Origin of the sequence: Vibrio sp. FE10 (assembly GCF_030297155.1) — a bacterium.
In the GTDB taxonomy this organism is placed as follows: Bacteria; Pseudomonadota; Gammaproteobacteria; order Enterobacterales; family Vibrionaceae; genus Vibrio; species Vibrio apostichopi.
On sequence record NZ_AP028068.1, the window covers coordinates 1,155,993 to 1,172,353 of the forward strand.

A 16,361-nucleotide genomic window follows, 5' to 3' on the forward strand; every position below is an offset into this window, starting at 1 on the left:
TAAATATCAATTGAATAGATGGGTAAAAAGCCGGGCAGCAGTGTCCGGCTTTGTTTTTCTGACAGTGCTCTGTATTTATAGAGTAGTTACACCATAATCTCTGATGAAGTAATGACATTTAAGGTCTAAGCTTGCCTGCATATGAAACATCATTACGAGTAATCTCTTGTAAATGACTGAATGAACGATGTAGAGAGGATTCATGAAAAAAGTACGATTAACATCATTACTTGGATTAGCAGCCGTGTTTAGTGTCGCTGCGTTAGCTGGATGTAGTCAGGAATCTGATGTTGCCGCTCAACCACAAGAGAAAGCGAATCCGATCTGTAGCACTAAAAACCTGACAGGTGGTTGGTCACAGAGTGATATCACGCCAGAAGCAAAACAAGCTTTAGATGTGGTTCTGGGACAAATGAATACTGCTGCGAAGCTTGAGAAAATCTTGAGTGTTCGAACTCAGGTTGTCAGTGGTTTGAACTATGCTATCGATTTTGAGATGGATAATGGCGAAGTTTGGAACACCATTGTGTATCGTTCGTTGCAGGGTGAGATGACAATGACTCAAGCTGCGCAACAAGGTCGCCTGTGTCCATTGATCAACTAGTCCGTGGATTTACTTGTCTATTGATCAACTAACCCATTGATTAACCAGCATGTAAATAACGTCACACATAAAAATGGCTCCTACTTAGGAGCCATTTTTTATTCTGAATATTGCTTACGTAATGAACTTTATTAACTGGTTAGTTCCGGCTCTGACAGTTCTGGTTCATAAAGCTCTTGCACACAAGCACGACTGATGTCTTCATCAATGTAGGCCATTCCAAGCTTATTGAGATAGTCCATACGATCCGCAGTGCGCAGTTCGATGTCTGGGCCTGCGATGTTGTTCTCTTGATAGATCTCAGTTAAGTGAGCCATGAATTGCTCGCCAACACTCATCATTAATAGGCTCATTGCGCCAACGTCCGGTCTTACTTTAGCTTGTTGTTTTTCAGATAGGTCGACTGCTAACACGATAGGGCGCTCTTCACCCTCAAAACGAGTGCTGCGCTCGCGAATGGTTTGCTGAGCCCAGTAGTAGGCCAGTTCTTTGCTCTGAGTTAAGAAAACTGGCTCAACGGATTCTGTGTAGTTATTGCCAATCGTTGCCATGGTTTTTGAAGCGGCTTCATTGAGTGCTTTGTCTCCTGAGCGTTTCAGCCCTTGGCCTTGGATTGAAGCAAGCAAGGCTGAAGATGTGCCGTGATACCAAGTATCACCAGTAGCGAAACCATTTTCTGACAGCAGTGTTTTAGCATCTTGTAGGTGTGTCGGTATTGAAGTCATAGGCACTCTCAATAAATAGGCATATCAATAAATAGGAAAATCAACAAACAGGAATGTGATCAGTGTAAACAGAATTTTTCAGGGTCACAGTGGTGTGGAACACAAATCTGAGGCTTTGAGATGAAGCCGGCAGTACAAGCTTCATCCCAAAACTTCCTCCCTCCCGGCACCTAACAGGGAAAAGGGAGGGGGAGATTCTAGAGGGGAAACGCTGTTAACGATTAATCAAACTGATTAGACGTATTCGCTTCACCCGCTGCTTTTAGTGCATTTTCACCAGCAAAGTATTCTTTGTGGTCATCACCCATGTCTGAACCAGACATGTTTTGGTGTTTAACACATGCGATACCTTGGCGAATCTCTTTACGTTGAACATTAGCAACGTAGCCCAACATGCCTTGGTCACCGAAGTACTCTTTTGCAAGGTTGTCGGTAGACAGTGCTGCTGTGTGGTAAGTCGGTAGAGTAATCAAGTGGTGGAAGATACCCGCTTCGCGAGATGCATCCGCTTGGAATGTACGAATCTTCTCGTCAGCGCTTGCAGACAGTTCAGTTTCATCGTATTCCGCACTCATTAGGCTTGCACGGTCGTATGCTGATACATCTTTACCTTCTGCTGCCAACGCATCGTATGCTTGTTGACGGAAGTTTAGCGTCCAGTTGAATGATGGAGAGTTGTTGTAAACCAGTTTCGCATTAGGGTGTACTTCACGTACGCCATCCATCATCTCTTTGATTTGACCGATGTGTGGTTTCTCAGTCTCAATCCAAAGCAGGTCAGCACCCGCGTTGATTGCTTCAATACAGTCGAATACACAGCGGTCTTCACCAGTACCTTCGCGGAATTGGTATAAGCCTGAAGGCAGACGCTTAGGACGAACTAGTTTGCCGTCACGGTTAAAGCAAACATCACCTTCAGCCATATCTGCAACATCAATTTCTTCAACATCTAGGTATGAGTTGTAGATATCACCTTGATCGCCAGGTTCTTTCACTACTGCGATTTCTTTTGTTAGACCAGCACCTTGTGAATCGGTACGAGCAACAATAACGCCGTTGTCGATGCCTAGTTCAAGGAAAGCGTAACGAAGTGCGCGAAGTTTTGCGTGGAAGTCAGCATGAGGAACCGTCACTTTGCCGTCTTGGTGACCACATTGCTTCTCATCGGCTACTTGGTTTTCGATTTGTAGACAACATGCACCCGCTTCAATCATCTGCTTAGCCATTAGGTAAGTCGCTTCTGCGTTACCGAAACCTGCATCGATATCGGCAATGATTGGTACTACGTGTGTTACGTGATTGTCGATTTTATCTTGGATTTGGTCTTGTAGATTCACATCACCCGCTTCACGTGCCGCATCTAGTTGACGGAATAAGCCACCTAGTTCACGAGCATCCGCTTGGCGTAGGAAGGTGTATAGCTCTTCTACTAGACCAGCAACTGACGTTTTCTCATGCATAGATTGGTCTGGAAGTGGACCGAAGTCAGAGCGAAGTGCTGCTACCATCCAACCTGAAAGGTATAGGTAACGACGGTCTGTCTTGCCATCAAAGTGCTTCTTAATAGAAATCAACTTTTGTTGGCCGATGAAACCATGCCAGCAACCCAGTGATTGAGTGTATTGAGAGCTGTCTTCGTCGTAAGCCGCCATGTCTGCACGCATGATATCTGCCGTGTATTGCGCAATATCCAGACCTGTTTTGAATTTGTTTTGAGCTCGCATACGAGCTGCAGATTCAGGGTTGATTGCATCCCATGGAGCACCAGCAGCGCTTTTTGCAACTTCAATCTTTTCGATATCTTGTGTAATTTGCGACATAACTATTCCTTAGTTTCACGTGGACATGTTGGCCAATTTGGCGAGGTCATTCGATTTGGATTAAATCTAACCATGGACAAAGAATAACCATGTATGTGATAATTTTGTTAATTTATAGTTATTATATTCGGTATTTTTCTTATGAATATTGCTCGTATAGACCTTAATTTACTTGTGTATTTAGACATGTTGCTACGTGAAAGAAACGTTACACGAGCAGCAAATCAATTAGGAATAACTCAGCCAGCCATGAGTAATGGCCTGCGTCGATTGCGTGATCTGTTTGAAGACCCGCTGTTGGTGAGAACCAGTGAAGGGATGATACCGACCGAGCGAGCACATAAACTGCAGCCACTGATTCGAAACATCCTGGCGAATGTAGAAAAGACATTGCAGCCGACCACGGAGTTTAATGCTGAAGACAGTGAGCGCGTGTTTCGTATCATGGCGAGTGACTATGCTGAGTCGACCATTATTCAGCCGCTATTGAAAAAGTTGAGCGAGATAGCACCGAAAATACGACTGGATATCATGACGCCAAGTGACGTGAGTTATCAGGATGTGGAGCAAGGCACTGTTGATATTATCATCAACCGTTTTGACGACATTCCACAGTCGTTTCACCAGATGAGCCTTTGGCACGACGGGTTCTCTTGCCTATTTAGTTGTGATAACCCGATAGCCGACAACTTCGATCTTTTGTCTTATCTAAAGGCGCAACATATTTGGGTAAGTAAGACAGGTATGGGCACCGGTGTTGGGATCAACCCAAGCGAAGCACAAAAGCTCGGGTGGATTGATGAAGCACTAATGCGCATTGGTAAAACACGTAATATCACGGTGTTCACACGACACTATTTGTCGGCGATTCTCTTCGCTCAACAGAAGAACCTGATCCTGACCATTCCAACCAAAGCAGCGCAATTGCAGCGCAATAACCCTAGGTTGTTAATCAAACCAGCACCATTCGCTATTGAACCCTTTGAGGTGAAAATGGCGTGGAGTCCATTGTTACAAACCAATCCTGACCATCAGTGGATGCGTCGATTGATTAAAAGTGTCGCCAATGAAATAGAAAGTGGTGTGACGGAATAACACAGTTTGTAGGGTATTTTTTATATGAATATCCAGTATAACTGGCATAAATTAGCTAAATTTGCGCCCGTTAAGTAACTTTAAACTAGTTATTTAAATTTAAGTCAGTTAAGTAAATATATTGAGTAGTCATCAGTTAGCTTGAGAGAGATTTTATGAGCAGTCGTATTCAACAGGGAAGCTTGAACATTGATAGCACCCTCTACCAATTAATTAATGATCAGGTCATTCCTGGAACAGGCATTGTCGCTGAAGACTTTTGGCAATCATTTGCAACCATCCTTGAAGATTTGGCTCCAAAGAACCGCGCATTGCTTATTAAGCGCGACGATCTCCAACATCAAATTGATGTTTGGCACCAAGAGCGTGCTGGACAAACGCTAGATGCGGCAGAGTACAAACAGTTCTTGCAGCAGATTGGCTACTTAGTGCCTGAGGGCGAAGACTTTCAAGTAACCACCGCAAGCGTTGAGCCTGAAATTGCAACACAAGCGGGGCCGCAGCTTGTTGTACCTATTATGAATGCACGTTTTGCACTTAACGCGGCTAATGCGCGTTGGGGCAGTTTGTACGATGCGCTCTACGGAACCGATGTCATCAGCGAAAGTGATGGTGCAGAAAAAGGTGGCAGCTTTAACCCTGTTCGTGGCGCTAAAGTAGTGAGCTACGCTCGAGGTTTCCTTGATGACGCAGCACCTCTCAACGGTGTCTCCCATAAAGACGTGACCAAATACAGCATCAGTAACGTCAGCATTGGCAATACACTGACAGCGACCTTAGATAACGGCGAAGAAGTCACTCTAATTGATCGCAACCAGTTCATTGGTTACCAAGGTGATGCAAGTGCGCCTTCAAGCATTTTGCTTAAGCACAACAACCTACATATTGAAATACAAATTGACCCGAGCGCGCCAATTGGCAGCGTTGATGTGGCTGGTATTAAAGATGTGCTGGTGGAATCGGCTCTCACCACCATTATGGATTGCGAAGACTCAGTAGCTGCGGTCGATGGTGAAGACAAAGCATTGGCTTACCGTAACTGGTTAGGCCTAATGAAAGGTGACTTACAAGAGTCGCTAGAGAAAAACGGCAAAACCATCGTTCGTAACCTCAACCCAGATCGTCAATACACCAGTGTGACGGGGGGCGAGATCTCGCTGAAAGGTCGCAGCATGTTGTTCATCCGCAACGTAGGCCATCTAATGACTAACCCTGCCATTATTGATGCTCAAGGCAATGAAGTGCCTGAAGGCATTATGGATGGCATGATCACTTCGCTAATCGCGATGCATGATTTAAAAGGCAACAGCGTGTACCAAAACTCTACCGCAAACAGCATTAATATTGTTAAACCTAAGATGCATGGTCCTGAAGAAGTCGCCTTTACCAATGAACTGTTTGGTCGCATTGAAGATGCGTTAGGCCTAGACCGATTCACGATCAAAGTCGGCATCATGGACGAAGAGCGTCGTACTTCAGTCAACCTTAAAGAATGTATCCGCGCGGCTAAAGACCGTGTCGTGTTTATCAATACAGGCTTCTTAGACCGAACCGGTGATGAAATTCACACCAGCATGGAAGCAGGACCATTTGCTCCGAAAACACAGCTGAAAACCATGACTTGGATTGGCGCGTACGAAGATCAAAACGTTGATCTTGGCTTAGCTTGTGGCCTGCAAGGTAAAGCCCAGATTGGTAAAGGTATGTGGCCAGAGCCAGATAACATGGCCAAGATGATGGACGCGAAAATTGGACACCCACAAGCCGGTGCCAATACCGCTTGGGTTCCTTCTCCAACTGCCGCGACTCTGCATGCCTTGCACTATCACAAGGTGAGTGTTCCTAGCCGTCAGAAAGAGCTTCGTGAGCGTGTGAGAGCGAACGTCGATGATATTCTGACTATCCCGCTGCTAGGCAATCAAAAGCTGACTGCGAAAGATATCCAAAATGAATTGGACAACAATACGCAAGGTATTCTTGGTTACGTAGTTCGTTGGATTGACCAAGGTGTTGGTTGTTCGAAGGTGCCAGATATTAACGATGTAGGCCTAATGGAAGACCGCGCGACATTGCGTATTTCAAGCCAACACATTGCCAACTGGTTACGCCACGGCATTTGCGATGAAGCCCAAGTCATGAAAACCATGAAACGTATGGCGGCAGTGGTTGATGGACAGAATGCAGGTGATTCTAGCTACCGTAATATGGCGCCAGATTTTGAAAACAGCATTGCATTCTCAGCAGCTTGCCAGCTGGTGTTCGAAGGCTGCGCTCAACCAAGTGGTTACACCGAGCCTGTGTTGCATGCTATGCGACTGAAGCTGAAAGGAACCGCACAATAAATAATAAAAAAAGAACTACCCTATTTGAACCGAGCCCAAGGTGCCGCGCTAATTTAGCGCGGCTTTTTTTTGTTTTTTTGTTGTGTGTGTGGGAAGCTCAGAAGAGAGGTGTTAGTTGGGCTATTCGATGTTTAAGCTTGCTGATGTTTAATAGTTAGGCTTAGTTGCGACCAAGCCTAACTACTTCCGAGACCTAGTTACTACCAAAGCACAGATACTTGATATCCATGTACTCATCGATGCCTTCTTTTGCGCCTTCACGGCCAATACCTGATTGCTTAACACCGCCGAAGGGCGCAACCTCAGTTGAGATCATGCCGTCGTTAATACCAACCATACCGTACTCAAGTGCTTCAGCGACCTGCCATACGCGGTGGATATTTTGGCTGTAGAAGTAAGACGCCAAACCATAAATGGTATCGTTGGCCATCTCGATGAGTTCTTCATCAGTCTCAAATTTCATCACAGGCGCGACTGGGCCAAAGATTTCTTGTTGAACGATGTCCATGCTGTGTTTCACATCTTTAAGAACCAGAGGCTGAATGAACAGCCCATCAAGGGCTTGAGTTGGGGTTATAGGCTGCGCACCTTGTTCAATGGCGCGGTCAATCAAACCTTGAATGTTTTGTTTCGCTCTTTCACTGATGACAGGGCCAATAGTGACGCCTTCATCTAATCCGTTACCCATTCTAAGCTGCTGAACGGCTTGGTCGAATTTAGCGACAAACTCGTCATGTACCTTGCTATGAACATAAAAACGGTTTGCACAGACACAGGTTTGGCCTGCATTACGGAATTTTGAAGCCATTGCGCCTTGAACGGCCGCGTCGATATCCGCATCGTCAAACACGATAAACGGTGCGTTGCCGCCCAGTTCCATTGAGGTGCGCTTAATACCTTTTGCTGCTTGAGCCATCAAGATACTGCCGACTCGGGTAGAACCAGTAAAAGAGATCTTTTTGATCAGTGGGTGTGATGTGAAAAGCTCGCCGATCTGTTCTGGGCTATCACCTAGCACCACTTGAAGTAGATCTTTAGGAATGCCTGCTTGATAAGCCAGTTCAACCACAGCAAATGCAGAAAGGGGCGTCTCGTCCGAGGGCTTCACAATAAAGCTACAGCCAGCAGCAAGGGCAGGAGCGGCCTTACGAGTTATCATTGCAATCGGAAAGTTCCATGGCGTAATCGCGCATGCGACTCCAATAGGTTGCTTGATGGTCACCAAGCGTTTACCTGCGGCTGTGCTAGGAATGGAATCACCGTAAGTACGCTTCGCTTCTTCTGCAAACCATTCAATAAAGCTCGCGCCATACACCACTTCGCCCGTTGCTTCTGCCAACGGCTTACCTTGCTCAATCGTCATTAGGCGAGCAAGATCCTCTTTGTTTTCAAGGATCAGTTGATGCCAACCATTTAGCAATGCAGCACGGGATTTAGCGGGAATTTTTGCCCACTCTTTCTGCGCAACATGAGCGCGTTCAATAGCGCTCTCTAACTCCGCCTCGGATGAGATTGGCGCATGCCCAATAAGCTCACCCGTTGCTGGGTTTGTGACTGCAACTGCGTTGTTCGCTTCTGTCACCATAAAAGAGAGTAAGTGCTGGTTCTTAATGTTTAGCATCGTGATTCCTTTGTTGTGATTACTTTAGACGTGTTGCTTATGTGCGGGTTGGCGAGTGTTCAAATGACTTCGACCAAATGTTCATTGGTCGAAGGGTATGGATGTTAATTCGCTAATCTTGGTTATTCTCTGAGATAAATCTTCTCACTAGCCCCAGTTATCAGACTCTATCTTCGCGAGTGCTTTTGCTGCTTTTTGAAGAGCTGGCAGAAACTTGATCGCTTCGTCTGGTTTTACTCGAATCACTGGCGCTTGTATTGCTAAGCCAAGATTGGATTGGCCAGTAGAAGAAGGTATCAATACGGCGATACAGACTAACCCTGGTAAGAACTCTTCATCATCAATCGCAAAACCTTGGATCTTCGCTTCTTCGATGTCTTTCTCTAACGTCGAATAGTCGGTAATGGTTTTCACTGTGTATTGAGTGAGTGGCACACTTTCGATCAGTCTTCTGCGTTGTGATTTCGACATGTGCGCCAAAAACAGTTTGCCTGTGGCTGAGCAATGTACAGGTACGCGAGAGCCTGGCTGTAGATGGAAGCGCAGCGGGGCTTCGGTTTCTGCGCGATCAAGATAGATGATTTCACCGCTCGACAGTGCCGTTAGGTTGCAGCTCTCGCCGACTTCTGCTCGAAGGTTTTCAAGAATAGTGCGTCGTGCGCTGTGCATGGTGCTATTGAACAGCAGGTTTTCAGCAAGCTTTCTGAGTCGAATACCAGAGCTGTAATGCTTTTCGTCACCATCTCTTTGAATGATGCCCGCGGCTTCCAATTGTTGCAGCATGCGGTGCAGAGTGGGTTTCGGTAGTCCGGTTTCTTCGACGAGCCCTTGAAGAGAAATAAACTCATCTTTTTGCGCTATCACCTCTAATAGTGCAAAAAGTCGGAGCGTGGGCGTATCTCCTTGAACTTGTGGTGTTTCTGTTTGCATACAGTGATTCATCCTTGCGATATGTCTATGTATAAGAGTGTACATACCAAATTAAAAATCTTCAATTATCTGAATAAAATTTGACCTTTTTTATTATTTCAATAATATAAATGTAAATTATGGAACGATTAATCTCAATAAATGGAATTTAAGATGAAGGCGATTGAACGGATTATTGATAAGGCTCACTTAGATCGTAAGCGAGTGGTTTTGAGTGAAGCAGAAGACCCTCGTGTACTCAAAGCGGCACGATTGGCGATAGATAAACAGCTTGCTTACATCACGCTAGTCGGTGATGAAAAAGCGATTATCGAAGCGGCGCAGTTGAACCACATTAATCTCGCCGGCATTCACATTGTTTCACCACAAACATCAGCACTCAAAGCTGTGTTGGCTGAACGGCTCTATGAGCTAAGAAAAGCCAAAGGCATGACTTATGAAGATGCATTGGAGAAGGTCAAAGACCCACTGATTTTTGCCAACTTGATGGTACGAGAAGGACTGGTTGACGGCACAGTCAATGGCGCGGTTTACACCACGTCTGATGTAGTTCGAGCGGCGCTGCAGATTATTGGGCCAGCACCAGACAGTGAATTGGTGTCTAGCTTCTTTCTGATGATGTTGTGCGAGCCTTTCCATAATCTTAAAGGTGGCATGATTTTCAGTGATTGTGGTTTGGTGATTAACCCCAATGAAACCGAGCTGGCTTCGATTGCCGTAGCGGCATCAAACAGCGCTCAAACGCTGTTGATGGAAGAACCGAAAGTGGCAATGCTGTCGTTCTCTACCAACGGCAGTGCGAAACACGAATCAGTCGATAAGGTTCGTAATGCCGCTCAGTTAGTGAAACAACGTTGTCCCGGAATAGCTGTCGATCAGGACGTTCAACTCGATGCCGCGATTGTTACTGAAATAGCCGCGAAAAAGCTGCCCGATTCAGAAGTAAAAGGCCAATCTAACGTATTGATATTCCCAAACTTAGAAGCAGGGAACATAGGCTATAAGCTCGCAGAAAGGCTAGGTGGCGCGGTCGCGATTGGCCCGTTACTGCAAGGATTGAATCAGCCAGCCAATGACTTATCCAGAGGGTGTAGCGCAGAGGATATCTTTAATGTAATTGCGGTGACCGCAGTACAAGCGCAGCAAAGGAAAGTGTCTAACTCTAAGGTGGATACTCAAGCTGATGTTAAAGAAAAAGAAGAGTCGGCATTTGATTTTAGATACTAAAATCTAGCTCCTGAAGCTGATATTCACATTCAAATCAAACCCCAAATAACCTAATTAGGATAGCTAATGGAGTTACCTGTTTTACTCGCCATTCTTGCCACCATCGCGGTAGGTACTTATTTCCAAACCGTCACGGGTTTTGGGCTTGGTATCATCGTGATTGGTTTGACGGTTAGCCTTAATCTGGTTTCTTTACCCGTCATAGCCGCTGTGGTCAGTATTGTGACCTTGTTCAATTGCTTGGTTGCGTTGATGGGTAAGCCACTGCTTGGGGAACTCAAGATACTGGTGGTGTTGGTGATCGGTATTATCCCCGGTGTGTCGTTGGGGGTGTTCTTGCTGGACGAGTTGAGCGATTCAGCAACGCATATTCTCCGAGGACTATTGGGTGCGATGGTGCTATTCGCAGGTGTGAGTTTTATGTTCAAACCTAAAACCAGAAAGGATCGCTCGGCAACGGTATCTTTCCTTGTCTCAGGCTTTAGCTCTGGGTTAGCGGGTGGGTTGTTTGGGATGGCAGGTCCACCGATTGTCTATCACCTCTATCGACAGCCTTTTACGCTTGATCTGGTGCGAAGCACACTGCTGATGGTTTTCGCTTGTACGTCGATGTCACGTACTGTCAATGTCTACGCTGCTGGTGACATGGAAGCGAGCATACTGTGGCTATCCGCAATCGCTGTCCCCTTGGTGGCGCTCGTCACTATGTTTGCTCGGCGTTTCCCACCGCCGTTGTCCAATGATCAACTCAGAAAGCTGGTGTTTATTGTGCTGATGTTGATTGGTGGGTATTTAATGGCTGTCTCTGCATGGTCGTTGTTTGGCTCTTCGTAAAACCATTCTCGACAAAGGAGGCTAGTGATTCGCTAGCCTAAGCTTCCCTGTTTAAACACGCTTTAGCATCTCGAAGATGTTCCTAGATAACCCAAACAAGCAGCTCTCCTGCACATCTAAAGTGATGTTACTGCGGTAGTATGGGCTCAAATCGACACCCATCCCCACACCATGAATCTCAATACCGTTTTTGGTCGACTCACGTTCAATGACTTGTTTAAGATGGTTATCCAAATAGAACTGATCGTTGGCGGTGCTGGTGGCAGTATCCATCGGGCAGCCGTCTGAGAACACGATTAAAACCTTTCGCTGAGCACTGTGCTGTTGCAACCGTTGACTAGCGAACTGCACTGCTTCGCCATCAATCCCTTCTTTAAAGATGTCTGCTTTCCGAAGGCTGGCAATGCCAAGGCGAGAGCGTCTCCAATGGGTATCAAAATCTTTAAACACAATATGTCGAACTTCGTTTAAGCGACCTGGGTGTTTCGGTTGACCCTGCTTAAGCCACTGCCGATAGACCTTGCCACCGTTCCAGTTATTGGTGGTGAAGCCAATAATTTCAAAAGGAATGTTGGCCAGCCCAACGGATTTGAGAATCGTATCCATCAACAAACTTAACTTGTGACTGTGCTTTTGCATTGAACCTGAGCAGTCCATCAAAAACGTGATGGCACATTGATGAGATGCGCCGATGTCAGGTTGATAAAAGACAGTGCGATCCAATGGCGAAGTGATGAGCTTGGTGATGGTAGTGGCGTTAACAATGCCTTCTTCTAAATGGTCCTGACGTCGGTTCCTCTGTGGCGTGGCAACAAAGCTGGTGAGCATAGCGGCCAAACGGCGAGTGTTGACTTGTCTCGCCATAATGTCATCGGTGAGCTTTTGCCTCAGTTCGAGTAACAGGGCGCGCCTGACGAGCTTATCTGCCGCGACCACTTGGTCAAATTCTGAATTAAAGACCTGATAATTCGCGCCCGAAAGCTCGAATACCTTACTACTGCCTGTGATATCGGTATCGACGTCTTCATCTTGAATGTCACCATCCACAATCAAGGCAAGCTGCGCAAGGATCTTAATGTCTTCTTCGACCGTTGGCGTGGGCGAGTTATCACTTTCTTGTTCTTGGATGATTAACTCTTGTGCAAGGGCTGCAAGCTCCTTGGCGCTGTGTGCAAACTGTTCTTGGTCGGTTCTATGTTGCTTTAAGCGTTTAAAGCTGTGACCGAAGGTAGGCACGATGCCGGCGCGAGTCGATTCAATGGTTTCAGCGATTGGTTCCGAAACGGGAACGCCGGTTAAGCGGGTATGGATGACTTGCATCAGAGTAAACAGCAACATGCCGATTCGTGATTCGGTGAAACCATTCTGATGATATTGGTCGCTCCAATACGCAAAGTTGAACTGAATACTGGTGGTTACACCTTTTAGATAAGATGGAACTTGCGATTCAATTCGTACCTGTTCGCAGAAATCATATAACAGACGTTCGACCTCGTTTTTCGGTCGCAATGAGTAATGAAGATCAGCATCTGAAAGCAAGAGTCGTAGTGCCGATGAATCGATCTTGCCTTGCATCGAAAGCTTGCTGTTTTTCAATTCATGGCGCGAAACAAAGGTGAGATCGTTAGTATGTGCAGACTGATAATAACAGGGGCTATTGCCTTTATAGAGACGCTCTCCCCGATAATTCAGACTCAACTCACCACTGATCGCTCTGGCGACAGACACGCCAAGATCGAGGATCTTTTTCTGCTGGGAAGAAACGTTGGCCATGGTTTACGACTCCGAGTGTGAATAGTTTTGAGTAGGCGTTTCTAAATCTTCACCAAAGCAACGGAAATAGTATTCGCTAACCAGTTCTTTCTCTTCGTCTTCACAGCGATTTAAGAATGACAGCCTAAATGCCGTCGCTACATCGTCGAATATTTGGATGTTTTCGGCCCAAGTGAGCACCGTTCGCGGAGACATCACCGTAGAAAGGTCGCCAGCCCGAAACCCGTTACGCGTTAATCCTGCGGTCGCGATCATTTTCTCGACCAGTTGTCGGCCACTTTCATTATTCAGCTCTGGAAGCTTGGATAACACGATCTTAGTTTCATGTTGTGGATCTAAATAGTTGAGCGTGGCGATGATGTTCCATCTATCTAACTGACTGTGGTTAAGCACTTGAGTGCCAGAATACAAACCGGAGAAGTTACCTAAGCCAAGCGTGTTACAGGTAGCAAACAAGCGAAAAGAAGGGTGAGGCGTGATCACTCGGTTTTGTTCTAAAGAGGTGTATTTACCGTCTTGCTCTAACAGTTGTTGAATCACAAACATCACATCTGGTCGTCCTGCATCGTACTCATCTAATACCAGTGCGATGGGTTGTTGAATGCTCTGAGGAAGAATGCCTTCTTTAAACTCTGTTATCTGCATTCCGTCTTTAATGACGATGCTGTCTTTACCTATGAAATCCAAGCGACTTAAGTGCCCGTCTAGGTTGATCCTCAAGCATGGCCAGTTCAATCTCGCGGCGATTTGTTCAATGTGAGACGACTTGCCCGTTCCGTGCGTACCTTGAATCAGTGTGCGACGATTGGAGGTGAACCCCGCCAATATAGCCAACGTCACTTCAGGATCAAAACAGTAGTTAGGGTCGACTTTAGGCACGTATTCGCCCGCATGTTCAAATGCCATTACGGTTAGGTTGCTGTCGATCCCAAAGCGCTCTCTCACACTTACCGGTTGCGTTGGTATCAATTCCGCCTCTTTCATCATATTTCCCTCTATATAGCTCATCACTTGTCGCTGCTATCGCGATATGTCATCGATTATTAACAGCTCCTCTTAAGTTAATGGCACTTTTTGTACGAAAAACTACCAATAATGTGATCCAGTTTTATTAATTAGAATGAATTGTTCCAATTTAATATAAAAAGTTGACGCGCAAAAATTCTACTACTAAGGTGAAATTGAATTCGAAAAAGAGACAATTCATTCCGAAAAATGAAATTTTGGTTAACTCAAGGAGAATGGAAGAATGAGCGAGCAAGAAAAACGTACGGTTGTTTCCGGCACAGTAACAATGACACCATCAGAAGCGTTCGTTGAAACTATGGTTGCTAATGATGTCACCGACATGTTCGGCATCATGGGGTCAGCATTTATGGACGCAATGGATATCTTTGCTCCTGCTGGCATTCGATTGGTCCCAGTGGTTCACGAGCAAGGTGCTGCTCACATGGCAGATGGTTACTCTCGTGTATCTGGTCGCCACGGCGTCGTTATCGGGCAAAATGGCCCAGGTATTAGTAACTGTGTAACTGCGATTGCAGCGGCATTCTGGGCACACAGCCCGGTCGTCATTGTGACGCCAGAGACAGGTACAAAAACAATGGGCTTAGGTGGTTTCCAAGAATGTAACCAGCTTCCAATGTTCCAAGAGTTTACTAAGTATCAAGGACACGTAACGCACCCAGACCGTATGGCAGAATACACAGGCCGATGTTTTGACCGCGCAATGAGCGAAATGGGTCCGACTCAACTGAATATTCCACGTGACTATTTCTACGGTGAAACTCAAACCGAGATCCCTAAACCCGCGCGTTTAGATCGTGGTCCAGGTGGTGAGAAATCTCTGAATGAAGCAGCAGACCTGATTGCTGAAGCGAAATTCCCAGTCATCATTTCTGGTGGCGGCGTGGTAATGGCAGATGCAGTTCAAGAGTGTGCAGCATTAGCAGAAAGACTAGGTGCACCCGTAGTGAACAGCTACCTGCACAATGACTCTTTCCCTGCGAGTCACCCATTATGGTGTGGTCCTTTAGGCTACCAAGGTTCGAAAGCAGCAATGAAATTGATGGCTCAAGCGGATGTGGTTATCGCTTTGGGCACACGTCTCGGTCCATTTGGTACTTTGCCTCAACATGGCATGGACTACTGGCCGAAGAACGCGAAAATCATTCAGATTGATGCAGACAACAAGATGCTAGGTTTGGTTAAGAAGATTTCTGTTGGTATCTGTGGCGATGCGAAAGCAGCTGCGGTTGCTCTATCTGAAAGATTGGAAGGCCGCGCACTGTTGTGTGATGACAACAAAGGCGCTCGTCAAGATACAGTCGCAACAGAGAAAGCACTTTGGGAAAAAGAGCTTGATGAGTGGACCCACGAGCGTGATTCTTTCAGCTTAGATATGATAGAGGAAAACTCTCACGAGACTCCGTTCTCTGGCGGTGAATACCTACACCCACGCCAAGTACTGCGTGAGTTAGAAAAAGCGATGCCTGAAGACGTAATGGTCTCGACGGATATCGGTAACATCAACTCAGTGGCAAACAGCTACTTACGCTTTGAAAAACCACGTAGCTTCTTTGCTGCAATGAGTTTCGGTAACTGTGGTTACGCGTTCCCGACCATCATTGGTGCGAAAGCGGCAGCACCTCATCGCCCAGCTATCTCTTATGCAGGTGACGGTGCGTGGGGCATGAGCTTGATGGAAACTATGACATGTGTTCGCCATAACATTCCAGTGACAGCCGTGGTATTCCACAACCGTCAATGGGGTGCTGAGAAGAAGAACCAAGTCGACTTCTACAACCGACGCTTTGTTGCCGGTGAACTTGAAAACCAAAGCTTTGCAGAGATTGCACGAGCAATGGGCGCTGAAGGTATCACAGTTGATAAGCTAGAAGATGTAGGCCCAACTCTGCAAAAAGCCATCGACATGCAAATGAACGAAGGCAAAACAACCATCATTGAAATTATGTGTACTCAGGAATTGGGCGACCCGTTCCGCCGAGATGCACTATCAACACCGGTTCGTTTCCTAGATAAATACAAAGATTACGTATAAGTCATAGGAAGTTTGTCCGGCCACCGCATCATCGAGAATGTTGTCGAGTGCGTGGTCGGGCAATATTAACGGGTATTGGCAAAGTGCTTAAGTGAAGAACGTAAACGCTTAGTTCAATAATCTCTAGTTAAACATTAGAACACTAATTAAATGACTCATAAGTATATAAGTGGTTTTAGATATATACACTTTTTCACTCGTTATTATTAATCGATCCTTAACTAATGGATCCACAAATAGTTCTTATGACGAAGATATATACCTATTATCATTTTGGTAAGTTACAGCTAACGATGTTAATTGCCTATTGCCTAGCCGTAAATGTTGAT

12 protein-coding genes are annotated in these 16,361 nt (G+C 45.9%); 6 read left to right on the plus strand and 6 right to left on the minus strand.

Annotation, left to right across the window (positions count from 1 at the left end):
• Window positions 1-202: 202 nt before the first annotated feature.
• A complete protein-coding gene (locus QUF19_RS22155) occupies window positions 203-604 on the plus strand; it encodes a cystatin domain-containing protein (protein WP_286299122.1) in 402 nt (133 codons plus the stop codon).
• Between the two features lie 131 nt (window positions 605-735).
• On the opposite strand, the gene QUF19_RS22160 is transcribed toward QUF19_RS22155, so the two are convergent.
• The gene (locus QUF19_RS22160) at window positions 736-1,329 is read right to left on the minus strand and encodes a hypothetical protein (protein ID WP_286299125.1); all 594 of its coding nucleotides are present in this window, start codon (window positions 1,327-1,329) and stop codon (window positions 736-738) included.
• Between the two features lie 221 nt (window positions 1,330-1,550).
• Window positions 1,551-3,149 carry an isocitrate lyase gene (locus QUF19_RS22165; RefSeq protein ID WP_076674030.1) on the minus strand — a complete coding sequence of 533 codons (1,599 nt, stop codon included), beginning with the start codon at window positions 3,147-3,149 and terminating at the stop codon, window positions 1,551-1,553.
• 141 nt (window positions 3,150-3,290) lie between these two features.
• Here QUF19_RS22165 and QUF19_RS22170 point away from each other — a divergent pair, with 141 nt between their 5' ends.
• Window positions 3,291-4,244 (plus strand): LysR family transcriptional regulator, encoded by a 954-nt coding sequence (locus tag QUF19_RS22170; RefSeq protein WP_286299136.1) that lies wholly within the window; start codon window positions 3,291-3,293, stop codon window positions 4,242-4,244.
• Between the two features lie 155 nt (window positions 4,245-4,399).
• Window positions 4,400-6,586: a malate synthase G gene (locus QUF19_RS22175; RefSeq protein ID WP_286299140.1), complete on the plus strand. Its 2,187-nt coding sequence runs from the start codon at window positions 4,400-4,402 to the stop codon at window positions 6,584-6,586.
• 193 nt (window positions 6,587-6,779) lie between these two features.
• On the opposite strand, the gene QUF19_RS22180 is transcribed toward QUF19_RS22175, so the two are convergent.
• Window positions 6,780-8,207 carry an NAD-dependent succinate-semialdehyde dehydrogenase gene (locus tag QUF19_RS22180; protein ID WP_286299141.1) on the minus strand — a complete coding sequence of 476 codons (1,428 nt, stop codon included), beginning with the start codon at window positions 8,205-8,207 and terminating at the stop codon, window positions 6,780-6,782.
• A 147-nt stretch (window positions 8,208-8,354) separates the two neighbouring features.
• Window positions 8,355-9,137, minus strand: a complete 783-nt coding sequence (locus QUF19_RS22185; protein WP_016790487.1) for an IclR family transcriptional regulator — start codon at window positions 9,135-9,137, stop codon at window positions 8,355-8,357.
• A 153-nt stretch (window positions 9,138-9,290) separates the two neighbouring features.
• Between QUF19_RS22185 and pta the strand changes: the two genes are divergently transcribed.
• Both pta and QUF19_RS22195 read left to right on the plus strand, forming a co-directional pair.
• On the plus strand, window positions 9,291-10,364 hold the full coding sequence (gene pta / locus QUF19_RS22190; protein WP_286299172.1) for a phosphate acetyltransferase: 1,074 nt from the start codon (window positions 9,291-9,293) through the stop codon (window positions 10,362-10,364).
• Window positions 10,365-10,430: 66 nt separating this feature from the next.
• Window positions 10,431-11,198 (plus strand): sulfite exporter TauE/SafE family protein, encoded by a 768-nt coding sequence (locus tag QUF19_RS22195; RefSeq protein WP_286299175.1) that lies wholly within the window; start codon window positions 10,431-10,433, stop codon window positions 11,196-11,198.
• Window positions 11,199-11,249: 51 nt separating this feature from the next.
• Here the strand turns inward: QUF19_RS22195 and QUF19_RS22200 are convergent, their stop codons facing one another.
• The gene (locus QUF19_RS22200; RefSeq protein WP_286299176.1) at window positions 11,250-12,971 is read right to left on the minus strand and encodes a cobaltochelatase CobT-related protein; all 1,722 of its coding nucleotides are present in this window, start codon (window positions 12,969-12,971) and stop codon (window positions 11,250-11,252) included.
• Window positions 12,972-12,974: 3 nt separating this feature from the next.
• Complete coding sequence (locus QUF19_RS22205) at window positions 12,975-13,958, minus strand: AAA family ATPase (RefSeq protein WP_198594758.1); 984 nt, start codon at window positions 13,956-13,958, stop codon at window positions 12,975-12,977.
• A gap of 262 nt (window positions 13,959-14,220) precedes the next feature.
• Between QUF19_RS22205 and xsc the strand changes: the two genes are divergently transcribed.
• Window positions 14,221-16,032, plus strand: a complete 1,812-nt coding sequence (xsc, locus tag QUF19_RS22210) for a sulfoacetaldehyde acetyltransferase (RefSeq protein ID WP_004731917.1) — start codon at window positions 14,221-14,223, stop codon at window positions 16,030-16,032.
• The last annotated feature ends 329 nt before the right edge of the window (window positions 16,033-16,361 follow it).